This window comes from Pantoea piersonii, from assembly GCF_003612015.1.
Lineage (GTDB): Bacteria > Pseudomonadota > Gammaproteobacteria > Enterobacterales > Enterobacteriaceae > Pantoea > Pantoea piersonii.
The window spans coordinates 95880-110754 of sequence record NZ_RARB01000008.1 but is presented as its reverse complement, the minus strand read 5'-3'; the positions used below and the strand labels follow the sequence as shown (position 1 = coordinate 110754).

11 protein-coding genes are annotated in these 14875 nt (G+C 60.2%); 2 read left to right on the top strand and 9 right to left on the bottom strand.

What is annotated here, in order from left to right; all coding sequences use genetic code 11:
* Positions 1-3 precede the first annotated feature (3 nt).
* Positions 4-4890 (bottom strand): alpha-2-macroglobulin family protein, encoded by a 4887-nt coding sequence (locus D7S44_RS19035; RefSeq protein WP_120457534.1) that lies wholly within the window; start codon positions 4888-4890, stop codon positions 4-6.
* Positions 4891-5030: 140 nt separating this feature from the next.
* Here D7S44_RS19035 and sseA point away from each other — a divergent pair, with 140 nt between their 5' ends.
* On the top strand, positions 5031-5870 hold the full coding sequence (sseA, locus tag D7S44_RS19030; protein WP_120457532.1) for a 3-mercaptopyruvate sulfurtransferase: 840 nt from the start codon (positions 5031-5033) through the stop codon (positions 5868-5870).
* 30 nt (positions 5871-5900) lie between these two features.
* Here the strand turns inward: sseA and sseB are convergent, their stop codons facing one another.
* From sseB to trmJ, 5 genes are all read right to left on the bottom strand, one after another.
* Positions 5901-6665: an enhanced serine sensitivity protein SseB gene (gene sseB / locus D7S44_RS19025; RefSeq protein WP_120457531.1), complete on the bottom strand. Its 765-nt coding sequence runs from the start codon at positions 6663-6665 to the stop codon at positions 5901-5903.
* Positions 6666-6712: 47 nt separating this feature from the next.
* Complete coding sequence (gene pepB, locus D7S44_RS19020) at positions 6713-7999, bottom strand: aminopeptidase PepB (protein WP_120457529.1); 1287 nt, start codon at positions 7997-7999, stop codon at positions 6713-6715.
* 156 nt (positions 8000-8155) lie between these two features.
* A complete protein-coding gene (locus D7S44_RS19015; protein WP_120457527.1) occupies positions 8156-9322 on the bottom strand; it encodes an IscS subfamily cysteine desulfurase in 1167 nt (388 codons plus the stop codon).
* A gap of 88 nt (positions 9323-9410) precedes the next feature.
* A complete protein-coding gene (iscR, locus tag D7S44_RS19010) occupies positions 9411-9908 on the bottom strand; it encodes a Fe-S cluster assembly transcriptional regulator IscR (RefSeq protein ID WP_120457525.1) in 498 nt (165 codons plus the stop codon).
* A gap of 108 nt (positions 9909-10016) precedes the next feature.
* Positions 10017-10754, bottom strand: coding sequence for a tRNA (cytosine(32)/uridine(32)-2'-O)-methyltransferase TrmJ (trmJ, locus tag D7S44_RS19005; RefSeq protein WP_120457523.1), 738 nt, complete (start codon positions 10752-10754; stop codon positions 10017-10019).
* A gap of 121 nt (positions 10755-10875) precedes the next feature.
* Between trmJ and suhB the strand changes: the two genes are divergently transcribed.
* Positions 10876-11679, top strand: coding sequence for an inositol-1-monophosphatase (suhB, locus tag D7S44_RS19000; RefSeq protein WP_120457521.1), 804 nt, complete (start codon positions 10876-10878; stop codon positions 11677-11679).
* A 226-nt stretch (positions 11680-11905) separates the two neighbouring features.
* Here the strand turns inward: suhB and D7S44_RS18995 are convergent, their stop codons facing one another.
* The 3 genes from D7S44_RS18995 to D7S44_RS18985 form a co-directional block, all read right to left on the bottom strand.
* The gene (locus D7S44_RS18995) at positions 11906-12919 is read right to left on the bottom strand and encodes an MFS transporter (RefSeq protein WP_120457519.1); all 1014 of its coding nucleotides are present in this window, start codon (positions 12917-12919) and stop codon (positions 11906-11908) included.
* 213 nt (positions 12920-13132) lie between these two features.
* Positions 13133-14116, bottom strand: a complete 984-nt coding sequence (locus D7S44_RS18990) for a nickel/cobalt transporter (RefSeq protein ID WP_120457517.1) — start codon at positions 14114-14116, stop codon at positions 13133-13135.
* Positions 14107-14733: a DUF1007 family protein gene (locus D7S44_RS18985; RefSeq protein ID WP_120457515.1), complete on the bottom strand. Its 627-nt coding sequence runs from the start codon at positions 14731-14733 to the stop codon at positions 14107-14109. The genes D7S44_RS18990 and D7S44_RS18985 overlap by 10 nt, the downstream gene beginning before the upstream one ends.
* Positions 14734-14875: the final 142 nt, after the last annotated feature.

The following is a 14875-nucleotide window of genomic DNA, read 5'->3' as shown; positions in this document are numbered from 1 at the left end:
GCCTTAACGTACACTGATCTTCTCCGGCGTCGCGCCGACGGCGCGCCACTCCGGCACGTACATCGACTCGACCTGCGGTGGCGGCAGACGGTAGCTGCCCGGCGTCACGGCGCGCGCCAGATAGAGCAGCGTCTCCGTTTTGTAGCCGCTCAGCGCCAGCGCCGCGACAAAACGATCGTCGCGGAATTCAATATGGCGGATATCCGCCTGCTGCATTTCCGTCATGCTCTCCTTCAACGCATCCGCACCGTCGCCGAGGCTGGCGCTGCTGTCGCTGAGGTTCTGATTCTCCAGCTCCAGCCCCGCAGGCAGCAGATCCACCACCAGCGCATCGCTGACGCGTTTGCTGGCGGAGACCTTCAGACGCACCACCAGCAGCTGACCGCTGCTGAGGTTATCAAGATCCGCCGGTTCACCGTCGAAGGTGAAATAGTCGCGGGTCACGTTCAGCACGTTGTGCATCGGCTTCGGCGCAGCGAACGGATAGCCCGTTACGTTCAGCACGCCGTAGAGCGGCGACTGGCTGTGACTCGTCAGCGTGACGCCGCGCTGCAGCTGGTCGGCGTTCAACCCCTGCGTCAGCGCGCCGGTGCCCTCCAGCGGCTGCGCGTCGCCCTCCAGCGCCGCCTGCCAGGCTTCGCCTTTATGCTGTTGCAACGTGCGCGCCGCCAGGAACAGGGCGTTATTCTCCTGCGTAGAGAACCAGACCTGGCCGCGCGCCGCTTTCGCCAGATCCTGCATCAGCGCGTCCTGCATTTCCGGCAACAGCTGATTTTCCGTCAGCAGCGCCAGAATCAGCGCGCGGTCGCGCAGCGGGCTGCCGTAATCGCCCAGCCAGCCGTCTGATTCGCGCGTCAGCCCGACGCCCTGCGCCAGCGCCAGCTGCGCGCGCTGCGGATCGCCCATCAGCTTCAGCGCCACGCCGAGCTGCACCAGCGCCAGTCCCGATTTAGCCTTGTCGCGCTTCTCATAGAGCGCGCGCAGCGCGCCGAGCGGCGCCTGCTGCTGACGCGCCAGCACCATGCCCGCATAGGCCTGCACGCTGAAGCGCATCGCCTCTTCATTGCTGCTCCAGCGGGTTTCGATCTGCGCCGGATCCTGCAAATAGCGCAGCAGCCGTTCGTCAGCGCGCGTGATAACCTCTTGCGGCACGCTGTAGCCCGCCTCGCTGGCGCGCAGCAGGAAATCAGTGACGTAGGCGGTCAGCCAGAACTCTTCGTCGCTCTCTTTGCTCCACAGGCCAAAGCTGCCGTTGCCGCGCTGCATGCCCGCCAGGCGCGCTATGCCGGTATCAATGGCGGCGCGCCGCGCCTCGTCGCTGCTGGTTTTGATGCCCATTGCGGCAAGCTGCGCCTGATTAGTGAAAACGGATGGCCAGATGCCGCTGGCGGTCTGCTCCAGGCAGCCGTAGGGGTAAGCGTAAAGCGCGCTGATATAGTGGCCGATATTCAGCGGCGGCTGATTGCTGAGCGTAAACTGTCCGCTCAGCGTCTCAGGCTGCAGGCCGCTAAAGGCAGCGGCCTGCACCTGCCAGCTCTGTCCCGCCTGCATCACGCCATCGAAGCTCAGCGTTTGCGCCGGATAAGCCGGACGCACGCCAATCTTCCAGCTGCGCTGACTGTCGGCCAGCGCCTCGCCCGCGATCGTAAGGCCGGAGACCCGCACCTGCACCGCGCCCTCGCCGAAACCGCCCTGCGCTTTCACCGGTATATGCAGCGTGGTGCGCGCCCCTTTCGCCAGCTGAACGCGGTGCGTGGCGCCGCCGCTCAGCGTAATCTGGCCCTGCGTTTGCACATCCACCGTCAGCGCCTGGGGTTGTTCGGTGAGATTGGTGAGATCGAGCGCCAGCATCGCCTGATCGCCGCTCGCCATAAAGCGCGGCGTCGCCAGTTCACTGATCAGCGGCGCGGCAACCACCACTTTTCGCTCCGCCGAGCCGAAGCTGTCGGCGCTCCACGCCTGCGCCATCAGGCGCAGCTCGCCGTTAAACTGCGGGATCGGCAACTCCAGCGTGCCTTCGCCGTTTTTATCCAGCGTGACCGGCTGAAGCTGCTGCGCCACGATATTCACCTCGGTCAGCGGTTTTTTACCGCCGCGCGACTGGGCGTCGTCGTCACCATCGCCGCCGAAACGCAGCGTCGCCAGACGCCCGCCGCCTTCGATCAGCTGGCCGAAAACATCATACTGGTCGGCGTTATAGCGCTTGCGGCCAAAGAAGCCTTCCCAGGGATCGGGCGTTTTGTAATCGTTAATGTTCAGTACCCCGCTGTCCACCGCCGACAGCAGCACCTGAATTTTTTCCGGCAGTTCGCCGCCGACGCGGCTGGCTTTAACTTTTACCTTCAGCGTCTGCTCGGGACGAATTTTCAGCGGCGCGTCCAGCGCCAGGTCGATACGGCGCGCGTCGATCGCTATCGGCAGATGCAGCAGGCCGATGGCGCGCTTCGGCGTGGCACCGCTGACCTTATCGCCGTCGCGCACCACAATAGCGCTGAGATACAGGTCATGGCGCTTCCAGCTGGCATCAAGCGGCACGTTGATGGTTGCGCCGCCCGCAGGCACGTTAATCGGCTGCCACCACAGGGTGCCGCTGCTTGACTCAACCATCAGATAGCCTTTCCCTGCTGCAGGCGACTCCATCTGCACATGGGCGGTCTCGCCGGGCCGCAAAGCGGTTTTATCGAGCTTGAGCTTCACCTGATCGGGCCTTAGCGCGCCGGTGCCGTTGGTGTTGTCTTCCCACCAGTAGCCCGCGCGGAACCGCACGCTGGAGATAATCTTCTCTCCGGCCTGCACTTCCAGACGATAAGATCCCCACTCCACCGGGAAACTGACCTTTTTGCTGTCGCCCGCGGCCAGCGAAATACGCTGCGCATCCTCCTGCAGATCCTTCTCATCATTGCGCATCTGCCAGCCTTCGCTGTCGGAGAAGCTCCAGTAGTAGTCGCGCCGCTCGTGGATCAGGCGAACCTCAAGATCCTTCGCGGCCAGCTTCTCGCCTTTGCTGTTGGCGTAAACGATATCGAAGTCGGCGAGGCTGTTTTCCGGCACCGTGGGCTGTTGGGTGTAACGATCGTAGCGGTAGTCATAGACCGATTCGCTCTTGAACAGCGGCCGAATGCCGGGCAGCGCGGGCGCGGGCCAGATGGCCTGGGTAGCGCGGCGCGTAACCGGCCGGCCGCCCGTCTCCAGCAGGCTCGCCTGCAGGGTTAAGTTAAGCGGCGAATGGATCTGCGCCCACTCGCTCTCTACCGTCAGCTGCAGCTTGCCATCATCGTCCAGGGTGTCGTCGATATCATCCAGGTTGCGTTTGCTCTCCTCCATGATGTCGCCGAACTGGTAGCCCGGTAGCGCGGCGACCGCTTCGCGCGCGGGCCGCAGCATCAGCTGCCCTTGCAGTTCGTTGCCCGCCGCCGGCGCGCCGTAGAGATAGCGCCCTTCAATATTGAAAACGACGTCGTCATCAGGCGACAGCGGACTGTCGCTGTTTTGCAACGTCAGCGCCATGCGCTCCGGCAGAAAATCTTCAACGTGAAAGCGCCAGTTGCGCGGCTGGCTGTCGCCGCTGTTCAGCCGCAGCGTCCAGTCGCCGGTCATCGCCGAGGCCGGAAGCGAAAAGCGTTGCTGATAAAAGCCGTTCTCCGGCTGCCAGACAAAAGTTTGCGCGACTTCGCCGTTGGGCTGCACCACTTCAGCCTTCAGCGGCTGCGCAGGCAGCGGTCTGCCGTCGGCATCGCGCAGCAGCGCGTTAACGATCACCGTTTCGCCAGGGCGGTAGAGATCGCGCGGGCCGAAAACAAACAGCTGTTTGTCGTACCCCTGCGGTCCGGCGACAGGAAACTCCGCCAGGTCCAGCGCGGGCAGATTAAGGTCGATAAGCGACGTCTGCTCCTTTTGCGTGGCGATCAGCACCTTGCCTTTCGCCTGCGTCGGCAGACGCAGATGACCGCTATCGTCGGTGACGCCGCCGGCAAGCTTCCGTCCCTTCTCATCCAGCAGCTGCACAGTGACGTCCGCCAGCGGCGCGCCGCTGGCGAGGCTCTGCGTAAACAGCTCCATTTCGCCGGGAAAGCGGTGCAGTGACAGACCAATATCGCTGAGGGTAAACAGCGTGGCGGGCAGCGTATAGTTATAGGAGCCAGCCTGTTTCATTACCGCCAGATAAACACCCGGCTGCTTCAGCGGCGCCACATCCCCCAGCGGCAGCTGCAGTTTTTCGCGCGTGTTACGCGCCGGATTAAGTTCGAAGCGTCCGCTATAGACCAGATCGGCGTTATTGAGCAGCTCGCGCGAGGACCAGTAAGAAAGGTTGTTGCCGTAGTTCCACTGCGCAAGAAAATCGTTCATCGACGCGCTTTTAACGCGGAAGAAGTCGACATCGACGCGCGAAACGTTGAGCGCCAGTACGGGCAGGCCCTGGGTCAGGCGCAGCGGCAGCAGCGAGCCGCGGCTGGCGAAACCGACCATCGGCTGAATATCGCGCGTGGTCAGCGACTGGCTGAAGGGGGTCGATAAAGTGGTGCCGTTGGCGGCGCGCAATCCCGCCTCTACGCTCACCGTCAGCTTGCGCGACGGCTCAGGATGGCGAAAGCGCAGCGACTTGCCGTTCTGCGCCAGCTCCCAGCCGCCGTCCACCTTGCCGCTTTTGTCATCGACCAGCTTCACCCGCGCCGCAAAATCCTGCTTGTCGTCGAGCGGGGTGTTAAAGGTGAGCACCAGCGCGGCCGCGCCGTCCAGCTGAAGCTCAGAAAAGTCGATAACGGACACGACTTTTACCGCTTGCTGCGTTGCGGCAGGCTCTGCGGCGGGCAGCGTAAAGGTAGTTGCGCCGCCAAGCAGCGCCGCGCCCAGCACGACGCCAGAGAGCAGACGTTTTACAGCTCTTGCCATGGTAAATCCCTCACCCGTCCCGAAGGTATAATTTCGCCGCGCAATTTCACCGCAAACCCGCCATTTTAGCAATGCTGCCCTTGAGATAGCGTTCACATTCCCCGACACTGGGCTTTTCCTGATGATAAGAAGAGGTTGCTATGACAGCCATATTTGTCTCCGCCGACTGGTTAAATGAACATTACGCCGAAGGTAACGTGCAGGTGCTGGACGCCCGTATGCTGCCGCCGGGCCAGGAGGCCGTGCGCAATATCACAGCGGAGTATCTGGCGGGCCATCTGCCGGGCGCGCCTTTCTTCGATATTGAAGCGCTTTCCGATCACAGCAGTCCTTACCCGCATATGATGCCGCGCGCCGAACGTTTCGCCGTGGCGATGCGCGAACTGGGCATTCACAGCGACAGGCATCTGGTGGTTTACGATGAGGGCAACCTCTTCTCCGCGCCGCGCGCCTGGTGGATGCTGCGCACGTTCGGCGTTGAGCAGGTCTCGATTCTGGCAGGCGGCCTGCAGGGCTGGAAAGCGGCTGGCCTGCCGCTGGCGACCGGACAGGTCGCGCTGCCAGAGGGCGAATTTGAGGCGACGTTCGATGAGGCGCAGGTCAAGCGTCTGACCGATGTGCTGCTGATTAGCCATGAAGGCGGCGCGCAGATTGTCGATGCCCGCGCGGCGAACCGCTTTAACGCCGAGGTCGATGAGCCGCGTCCGGGTCTGCACCGCGGCCATATTCCCCGTAGCCGCAATGTGCCCTGGAACGATCTGGTGACGAACGGCGCGCTGAAGCCGGAAGCCGAACTGCGCGCTATCTTCGCCAGAGCAGGCGTGAAGCTGGATGAGCCGGTCGTGGCGAGCTGCGGTTCCGGCGTCACCGCCGCGGTGGTGATCCTGGCGCTGACCGTACTGGGCGCGCGCAACGTTACGCTCTATGACGGATCGTGGGGCGAATGGGGCAGCAGAGACGATTTGCCGATCGAGAAGTAACAGAGAGGTGCGGCAGACGCCGCACCCGATTCAGATAATACGCGGACTGCCTTTAAAGTCGCGCAAAAAACTGCCCCAGCGACGTTCGTAAAAGGGCGTGATGTGGGCAGTAAAAAAGTGGCTGACGCCCTTCTCGTCCGCCACCACTTCGCAGATATCAATCGGCGCGTCATCCGGCAGCGTATCGGTCGCGACGCTGCCCGCCGCCTGAATAATCGCCTCAATATCGCTTTCCGCTTCGATGCCGATCAGCAGGTTCGCCTGTTGATCCGCGCTTTCGCGAATGCTGGCGACAAAGGCGCGGCGCACCTGTTTGTATTTACTGAACAGCTGCGTCAGCGAGTCGATCATCTGCGCGGGCGGCGTTGCTATTTCTGACAGCAGCAGCGCCTGGCCGCCTTCCAGCACGGTTTGCTGGCTCAGGGCGTCGCCCTCTTCACCCAGCAGGTGGGCGATCTCCGCCGGAGAGAATTCTTTGCCGGCAGGCAGTTTGGGATTGAGGAACAGCGTTTCGCCGCGCGTCATCTCAAACAGCGTGCGCACCGGCAGGCGCAAATAAGCCTGCTCGCCCGCGATCGCTTCGCTCATCGCCTCCTGCGAGGTAAAAAAAGGAATGACGCTGCGGCCATCCTCTTTTTCCCAGTGTTGCAGATCGACCGGCGTATCCGCGGCGAACTGCGTCTCGGTGCTTTCGCCTGGCACCCAGACGTCCGCGGTCAGCAACAGCTGAAAAAATTCCGGGCGGTGCGCCGGCTCGGTAGCCGCCAGCTTCAGCACCTCTTCAAGACGGTTCATGTTTTGCCTTTCTACATAAGGCGACGGCAAGGCCGCCGCCAGATCCTTTACTTAAGCAGCAGATTCGCCAGGGTACGCACACCGATGCCGGTTGCGCCTGCCGACCACTGATCCACCGCGCTCTTGCGGTAGGTAGCCGAACAGTCGATATGCAGCCAGCCCTCCTGATAGCGGGTCACGAAGTGCGACAGGAACGCGGCCGCGCTGCTTGCGCCCGCCGAATGCGCCGCGCTGGCGATATTATTGAGATCGGCGAAATTAGACGGCAAATGGTTGCGGTGGAACTCCGCCAGCGGCAGACGCCAGAACGGCTCGTTCTCGCTGGTGGCGCTGCCCATCAGCGACTGCGCCAGCACATCGTCGAACGTAAAGAGCGCGTGGTAGTCATTGCCCAGCGCGGTTTTCGCCGCACCGGTCAGCGTCGCGGCGTCAATCAGCAGTGTCGGCTGCTGTTCGCTGGCGTCGATCAGGCCATCGGCCAGCACCAGACGCCCTTCCGCATCGGTATTCATCACTTCCACTGATTTGCCGTTGCGGTAGCGGATGATATCGCCCAGGCGGAAAGCGTTGCCGCTGACCATATTGTCGGCGCAGCAAAGGAACAGCTTAACGCGCTGCTTAAGGCCGCGAGAGATCGCCAGCGCCAGCGCGCCGGTCAGGGTCGCCGCGCCGCCCATATCGGACTTCATCGAGTCCATAAAAGCGCTCTGCTTCAGGCTGTAGCCGCCGGTATCGAAGGTGATGCCCTTGCCCACCAGACAGGCGAATACCGGCGCGCTGTCGTCGCCGGTCGGGTTGTAGTCCAGTGCCAGCAGCACCGGCGGGCGGCTGGAGCCGCGTCCTACGGTGTGAAGGCCGAGATAACCCTGCTCGCGCAAGTCGTCGCCGCGCGTCACGCGATAGCTGACCGCTTCGCCGCCCACTTCGCTGATCAGATCGATAGCGCTGTGCGCCAGATCTTCCGGCCCCAGCTCTTCCGCCGGCAGGTTAATAGTGTCGCGCACCCAGTCAATAATGCGCAGACGACGCGCAAACTCCGCCTGATCCTGTTCATTCAGCGTCGGCCAGACCACGTTGCGCTGCCCTTTCGGGCTGCGGTAGCCCTGCCAGAACGCCCAGCATGGCTCCAGATCCCAGCCTTCGCCGCTCAGCGCCACATGGCGAATACCCTGCCCGTCAATTTTGCGCGCTGCGCGCTGGATGGTATTGAGCTGATCCGCGCCACTCAGGTGAATGGTCATGCCGTCGTCGTTGCTGGTCAGAATCGCTTTCTCGCCCCAGCGCGCATCAGCGGGCTGGTGGCTCAGCGTAATGTTCATCGGTTGTGTTGTCATCGCGAAACTCCATATGCGTTATAAGTATCATCCAGCCAGAAGCGCAGGCTTTAGCCGTTAAACGTCAGACCTGATAACAGATATTGCCGGGTGACGCCAGCGGATCCAGTCGGAGGCGCGCCGTTTCCAGATTTCACCGGGGAGACGGCGCAGAAATTAGCGTGAAGCGGACACCGGCGCACGCAGGCGGGGAAGCACCTTTTGCACCAGCGCAATGGCGTAGTCGATCTCCTCTTCCGTGGTGAAGCGGCCGAGCGAAAAGCGCAGCGAGCTGTGCGCCAGCGCTTCGTCAAGGCCGATCGCGCGCAGCACGTAAGAGGGCTCCATGCTGGCGGAGGTGCAGGCCGAGCCGGAAGAGAGCGCCAGATCTTTTAACGCCATAATCAGCGATTCGCCGTCGACGCCAGCGAAACTGATATTCAGAATATTGGGCGCGCTCTGCGCCAGGTCGCCGTTAAGCTGTACGCCGTCCAGCGCGCTTAGCCCCTGCCACAGTCGCGTACGCAGCGCGGCCAGACGCGCCATCTCCGTTTCCCGTGCTTCACGGGCGAGCGAAAACGCCTCGCCCATGCCGACGATCTGATGCACCGGCAGGGTGCCGGAGCGCATGCCGCGCTCGTGACCGCCGCCGTGCATCTGCGCCTCGATGTTCACTTTGGGTTTGCGGCGCACATAGAGCGCGCCGATGCCTTTCGGGCCGTAGAGTTTATGGGCGGAGAAGGACATCAGATCGACTTTTAATTCGCTGAGGTCGATCGGCAGCTTGCCGACGCTTTGCGTGGCGTCGACATGGAAGAGAATATCGCGCGCGCGGCACAGTTCGCCGATAGCGGCGATATCCTGGATTACGCCGATTTCATTATTAACGTGCATCAGCGATACCAGCACGGTGTCGTCGCGCAGCGCGTCGCGCACCGCATCTGGCGTGATAATGCCGCTGGCGGGCGGTGTCAGGTAAGTGACCGTAAAGCCTTCGCTCTCCAGCTGTTTGCAGCTGTCGAGTACCGCTTTATGTTCAGTCTGGCTGGTAATGATGTGCAGGCCGCGCCCGCGCTGGGCATGCGCGGCGCCTTTCAGGGCGAGGTTGTCAGATTCGGTCGCGCCGGAAGTGAAAATGATTTCACGCGGATCGGCGTTGACCAGTTCCGCTACCTGATTGCGCGCCACGTCGACCGCTTCTTCAGCCTGCCAGCCGAAACGGTGCGAGCGCGAAGCCGGGTTACCAAAGGTGCCGTCCAGCGTCAGGAACTGCATCATTTTGCTGGCCACACGCGGATCGGCCGGCGTCGTTGCGGCATAATCCAGGTAAATCGGTAATTTCATTGCGCTAAAGCTCCGTATCGAAAATCATACGTCTTTATAGCAGATTCGGCCCTGACCGCGTTAGCAGTAAGGGCCGCACAGAAGGGGATCAGGAAGCGCGAAGATTGACGTTGATTTCCTGAACGCGATTGTTCTGGAAGCGACGATTGTCCTGTGAATTCTGGCGATCGGCCACGTCGAGGATCTCCTGGTTGTTCACCAGCTCGGCCAGCGTGATGTTGTTCAGAAAATCGCTGATGCGTACGCTGAGATCGCGCCACAGCACATGCGTCAGGCAGCGTTCGCCGCCCTGACAACCCTCTTTGCCCTGGCATTTAGTGGCATCAACGGATTCATCGACGGCAGTAATTACTTCGCCGACTGCAATGGCGCTGGACGCTTTGCCCAGCAGATAGCCGCCGCCCGGTCCGCGGACGCTGGCCACCAGGCCATGCTTGCGCAGACGCGAGAATAACTGCTCCAGATAGGAGAGCGAAATGCCCTGACGCTCGGAAATATCAGCCAGCGGAACCGGCCCTTCATGGGAATGCAGGGCAACGTCCAGCATCGCGGTAACGGCGTAACGTCCTTTGGATGTCAGTCTCATAGCGTACTACCTCAATAGCGTCCGGTTATCGGAGGATTAGCAAAAGATAGCCGAAGTCTGACATTCCCGAGTATTTTGGTCAACTATTTAACCGAGTAATTTACTCAACTACTCTTTTTCGCCTTTGCGCTTTTCAAACGAGGCGAGCATGCCGCGCAGAATATTGAGCTCGTCGCGTTCCGGTCGCGCACGCGTATAGAGGCGACGTAGCTTGCTCATCACCTGTCCCGGATTGCCTTCGCGGATAAATCCGCTGTTAAGCATCATCTGTTCCATGTGCTGATAGAAGCGCTCCAGATCGTCCACCAGCGGATAAGGCGACTCAGCATAGACCGGTGCAGGCTGCGCTTTTTCCTGCGCCGCCAGCCACGCCATACGCACTTCATAGGCGATAATCTGCACCGCCATCGCCAGGTTGAGCGAGCTGTACTCTGGATTAGCCTGGATGGCGACGTGGTAGTGGCACTTTTGCAGTTCTTCGTTGGTCAGACCGACGCGTTCGCGGCCGAATACCAGCGCGACAGGGGCCTGCTCGCCCTCTTCCACGCTTTTGACGCCGCATTCGCGCGCGTCCAGCATGGGCCAGGGCAGCGAACGGGAACGGGCGCTGGTGCCGACCACCAGGCTACAGCCGGCAATCGCCTCGTCGAGCGTATCGACGATTTTCGCATCGCCGATAACGTCACTGGCGCCTGCCGCCAGGGAGATCGCCTGCGAGTCAGGTTTTACCAGCGGGTTGACGAGATAAAGATTGCTTAAGCCCATGGTTTTCATCGCGCGGGCCACGGAGCCCATATTGCCGGTGTGAGAGGTTTCCACCAGCACGATTCGAATATTCTGCAGCATAGATTGGCGTCAGTCAGGAAATGATGAGCAGCATGCTAACATAACTGGAGACATTTAAAGAACGCGCTGCTATACTTCGCGCCGTTTTTCCTCGTTCTTTAACATCCAGTGAGAGATACCGATGCATCCGATGCTCAACATCGCCGTGCGCGCTGCGCGCAAGGCCGGCAACCTGATTGCCAAGAATTATGAAACCCCGGACGCGGTCGAAGCCAGCCAGAAAGGCAGCAACGACTTTGTAACCAATGTTGACCGTGATGCAGAACGACTGATTATCGAAGTGATTCGCAAATCCTACCCGCAGCACTCTATCATTACCGAAGAGAGTGGCGAACTGGCGGGCGACGATCAGGACATTCAATGGGTTATCGATCCGCTGGATGGCACTACCAACTTTATCAAACGCCTGCCGCATTTCTCTGTCTCTATCGCCGTACGCATTAAAGGCCGTACTGAAGTCGCCGTGGTCTACGATCCCATGCGTAACGAGCTGTTTACCGCCGTACGTGGTCAGGGCGCGCAGCTTAACGGTTACCGTCTGCGCGGCAGCACCGCTCGCGATCTCGACGGCACTATTCTCGCGACCGGTTTCCCGTTCAAGACCAAGCAGCATGCGCCGGCCTTTATCAATGTAGTCGCGAAGCTGTTTACCCAGTGCGCTGATTTCCGCCGTACCGGCTCTGCCGCGCTGGATCTGGCCTATGTCGCCGCTGGCCGCGTTGACGGTTACTTTGAAATTGGTCTGAAGCCGTGGGATTTCGCTGCGGGCGAACTGCTGGTGCGCGAAGCGGGCGGTCTGGTCACGGACTTTACCGGCGGTCACGGTTATATGCACTCGGGCAACATCGTGGCGGGCAACCCGCGCGTGGTGAAATCGCTGCTCTCCAGCATGCGTGACGAGCTGAGCGAAGCGCTGAAACGTTAAAATTATAAAGGCGGCTTTATAGCCGCCTTTATGTACGCAGGTTCTGTGCCCACGCGGGTGACATAAACCGATCGCAAAGTCGCTTTTCGCATCCCTGCTCGCTCGGCCCGCGCCCTCCCTGGCGCGGGACGCTTTGCTCTTCGGTTTATGTCACCCGCGTTTTAGCTGTAGTGCGGGCATGCAAAAAAGGCGGCTTTTCAGCCGCCTTTTTTATTTCACTTACTTGTTAGCGTCGTTCGTGACTCAGAACCTGACGCGGTTGGGTGCGACGACCAATACGACCCATCACCGCTGCCAGCACAGCTTCAATCAGCAGCATAAAGAAGGCGTACCAGCTCGCTTTCGCGGTTGCCGCAGCAGCCTGGTCAGCCGCTTCACGTGCTTTCTGTTCTGCCTGTTGCTTCAGCTGTTGATACTGCTGCATCGCTTTCTGATAGCTCTGCTCGGTCTGGTTAACGATCTGATCGACTTCCTGATCGCTCTTACCGGTGCGCGCCTTAATGATATTTTTCAGCGCGTCGCGGTCAGCCGCCTGCAGGGTATCGGAATGACGACCCATTACGCCTTTAACCCAGTTGGTAATATCCGTATCGGCATTCTGCGGATTCTGAGCGGTATTCTTCGCCTGGTTCTCCGCATTATTGGCTTCGCTATTCACATCCTTCTGTAAATTCTCCGGCTGCAATTCTGGCTTGCCGGTCTGGCGCAGCGTGGTTTGCAATTCATTTTGCAAATCATCGAGGTTGATATTATTTTCCTGCAGTTTCTGTTTTGCATAATCGGTTACCGTCGGCGCTGCGGCGGAAATACCGCTGCCTACCGCCTGGAAACCTGAGCCAATAATATTGAACGCGCCGCCGATCAGGCTGCTGGCCAGGGATACCGCAAGCCAGATAGTAAATAAGGTGCTCAGCCCGAACATCAGCAGACCATGCAGCGCACCTTCTCGCTGCGCCAGACGACCAGCCAGATAGCTACCAACCGCCATTGCGATTAGCATGCTCAGTCCGGTCCAGATTAGGGCGCCGGTGCCGAGATGCTGCAGCGGATTTTGCTCCTGTTGCGGATCTACCGAGGTGGCGCCGATCGCGGTCCCCAGCAGCGTCAGTAAAATATGCACAATCAGCGCGCCAATTACGCCAGCGAATACTGCGCTCCAGGAAATACGTTTTAAGGGTAATCCCGCGTGCGTTTCAGTAATGGTTTCTGTTGTACCATTATTAATCCGGGTTTCGTGCATGGTAGTTCTCCTCGCAACAGATAACGTTAAAAAATCAATATTATTAAAGGGACATAACATCTGGTTGTTTTATTTAGCGTAGACGAGAAAACTGTTTTCACCACAATAAGCGGCAATATATTGCAATTAACGAAGCGTAAATAGCGGAGATAAACCAGACGGAATAAAGCAAGGACGCCAGAGATTCTTTTCCTGGCGCCTCTGTCACGGCTGTTAGCCGAAAGGACGCAAACCGCCGCCGATGCCGGGCGTCGCGCTTTGCCACAGTGCCAGCCCTGCTGCGATCAGCAGCGCGCTGCCGACCAGTGCCAAAACAGGCATCGCCAGCGCCGCCGTTGAGGCCGCCCGGCTTTCGTCGCCCAGCCGCAGCGCCAGCCTCCGTGAGCGCTGCACCAGCAGGCCGATAGCGGAAATCGTTAACGCTGTGCCCAGCGCCATAACCGCCGCCGACAGGACACCCCAGAGATAAACACCGATAACGCGGGAAAACAGCAGCATCATTATCGCGCCCGAACAGGGACGCAATCCCATAGACGCCACCACCAGCAGCTGGGTTTTAAAGCTGACCGCCCCGGCGACCTGCTGCGCGTCTGGCAGATGCGCATGACCGCAGCCGCAATGCGCGTCGTGCTGATGATCGGCGCGCAGAGCATGGATTTTCATCGGCGAGCGCGGCTGCAGCTGACGCCGCAGCGCCTTTAACGCGCGCACGCCAATCCATACCCCCAGCCCGATCACCAACAGATAGCTCCCCTTCTCCAGCCAGTAGCTGCTGAGATGTAGCTGGCGCGAAGAGGTTTGCAGCACCACCAGCATAAGCGTAACCAGAACAATCGCCACGCTGCCCTGCAGCAGCGAGGCCAGCAGCGTCAGCCTGAGCGTCGTCTTGAGACGCGCCGGATGCGTCGCGAGAAAGGTGGTGATTACCACTTTGCCGTGGCCGGGTCCCAGCGCATGCAGAACGCCATAAGCCAGACTGAAGAGCACCAGCATGCCGCCAGCCTGTTCGGGCGCGGTTTTGACCTGCTGCAGCAGCTGAGTCATCTGTTGATGAAGCTCTTTCTGCCAGCTCACGCTTTGCAGCAGAATCTGCGGCCAGTATTGCCACAGCGCGAACGCCGTCGCCGCCAGCGCGAACGCCAGCAGCCACAGCGGCCAGACGCGACGCGCAGGAGCACGAGAAAACATCAGTGACATGTCAGCGTGACCTTTTGCGCAAACTGGCGACCCAGATCCATCTCCTCAGGCGGCGCATTGGCTTTATCCAGCGACAGAGCGTACTGCTTCAGGCTGTCGTCCGGTTTCGGCGTATGCAGCGCCAGCTCGCAGCGCGACGTTAACGCCGCAGGCAGGCTAAGGGCGTGGGCGTCGCTGTAGGTCATATCAACGAAGTAGGTCGGGTCGAAAGTCAGGATATCGAAACGTTGCCCGGTTAGCGCTGGCGGCTCCGCCAGCGGCAAAATAAATTCCAGCACCGCTTTGTTGCCGCTTCGCGACAGTGCGTACTCTTTCGGCAGGTTGAGAAATTTCACGCGCTGGCCGTTGTGCCACACCTCAGAGAAGTAGTGCTGGCCCAGCACATTCGCCATGACTTCCGCCGCCAGTTTTTTCCATACTTCGCTGCCGGGCTTCGCATCGCCCGCATCGTAAAGCAGATCGGCGGAGGTGATCTCATCCATCGTCCAGTTCATCTTCAGTCCGGTGAAGGTATCGCCGTCGGCGAGCAGTTCGGTTTTCATATCGATAAAGCTGTGTGGATGGGCATAACTGGCCCCGCTCATCAGTAACAGTAAAGTAAAAAAGACGCCTCTCATAATGTTATAAAGTTACATTCCCGGTTAAAAGCGCATATAAGTAACAAAAAATTGTGACCCACGCTGAAGCATTGCAGAAAAAATCAGCAGCAGGCCGCGGCCCTTTTCGCCATTGGCTATTCTTAGCGCAATACCGGACCGC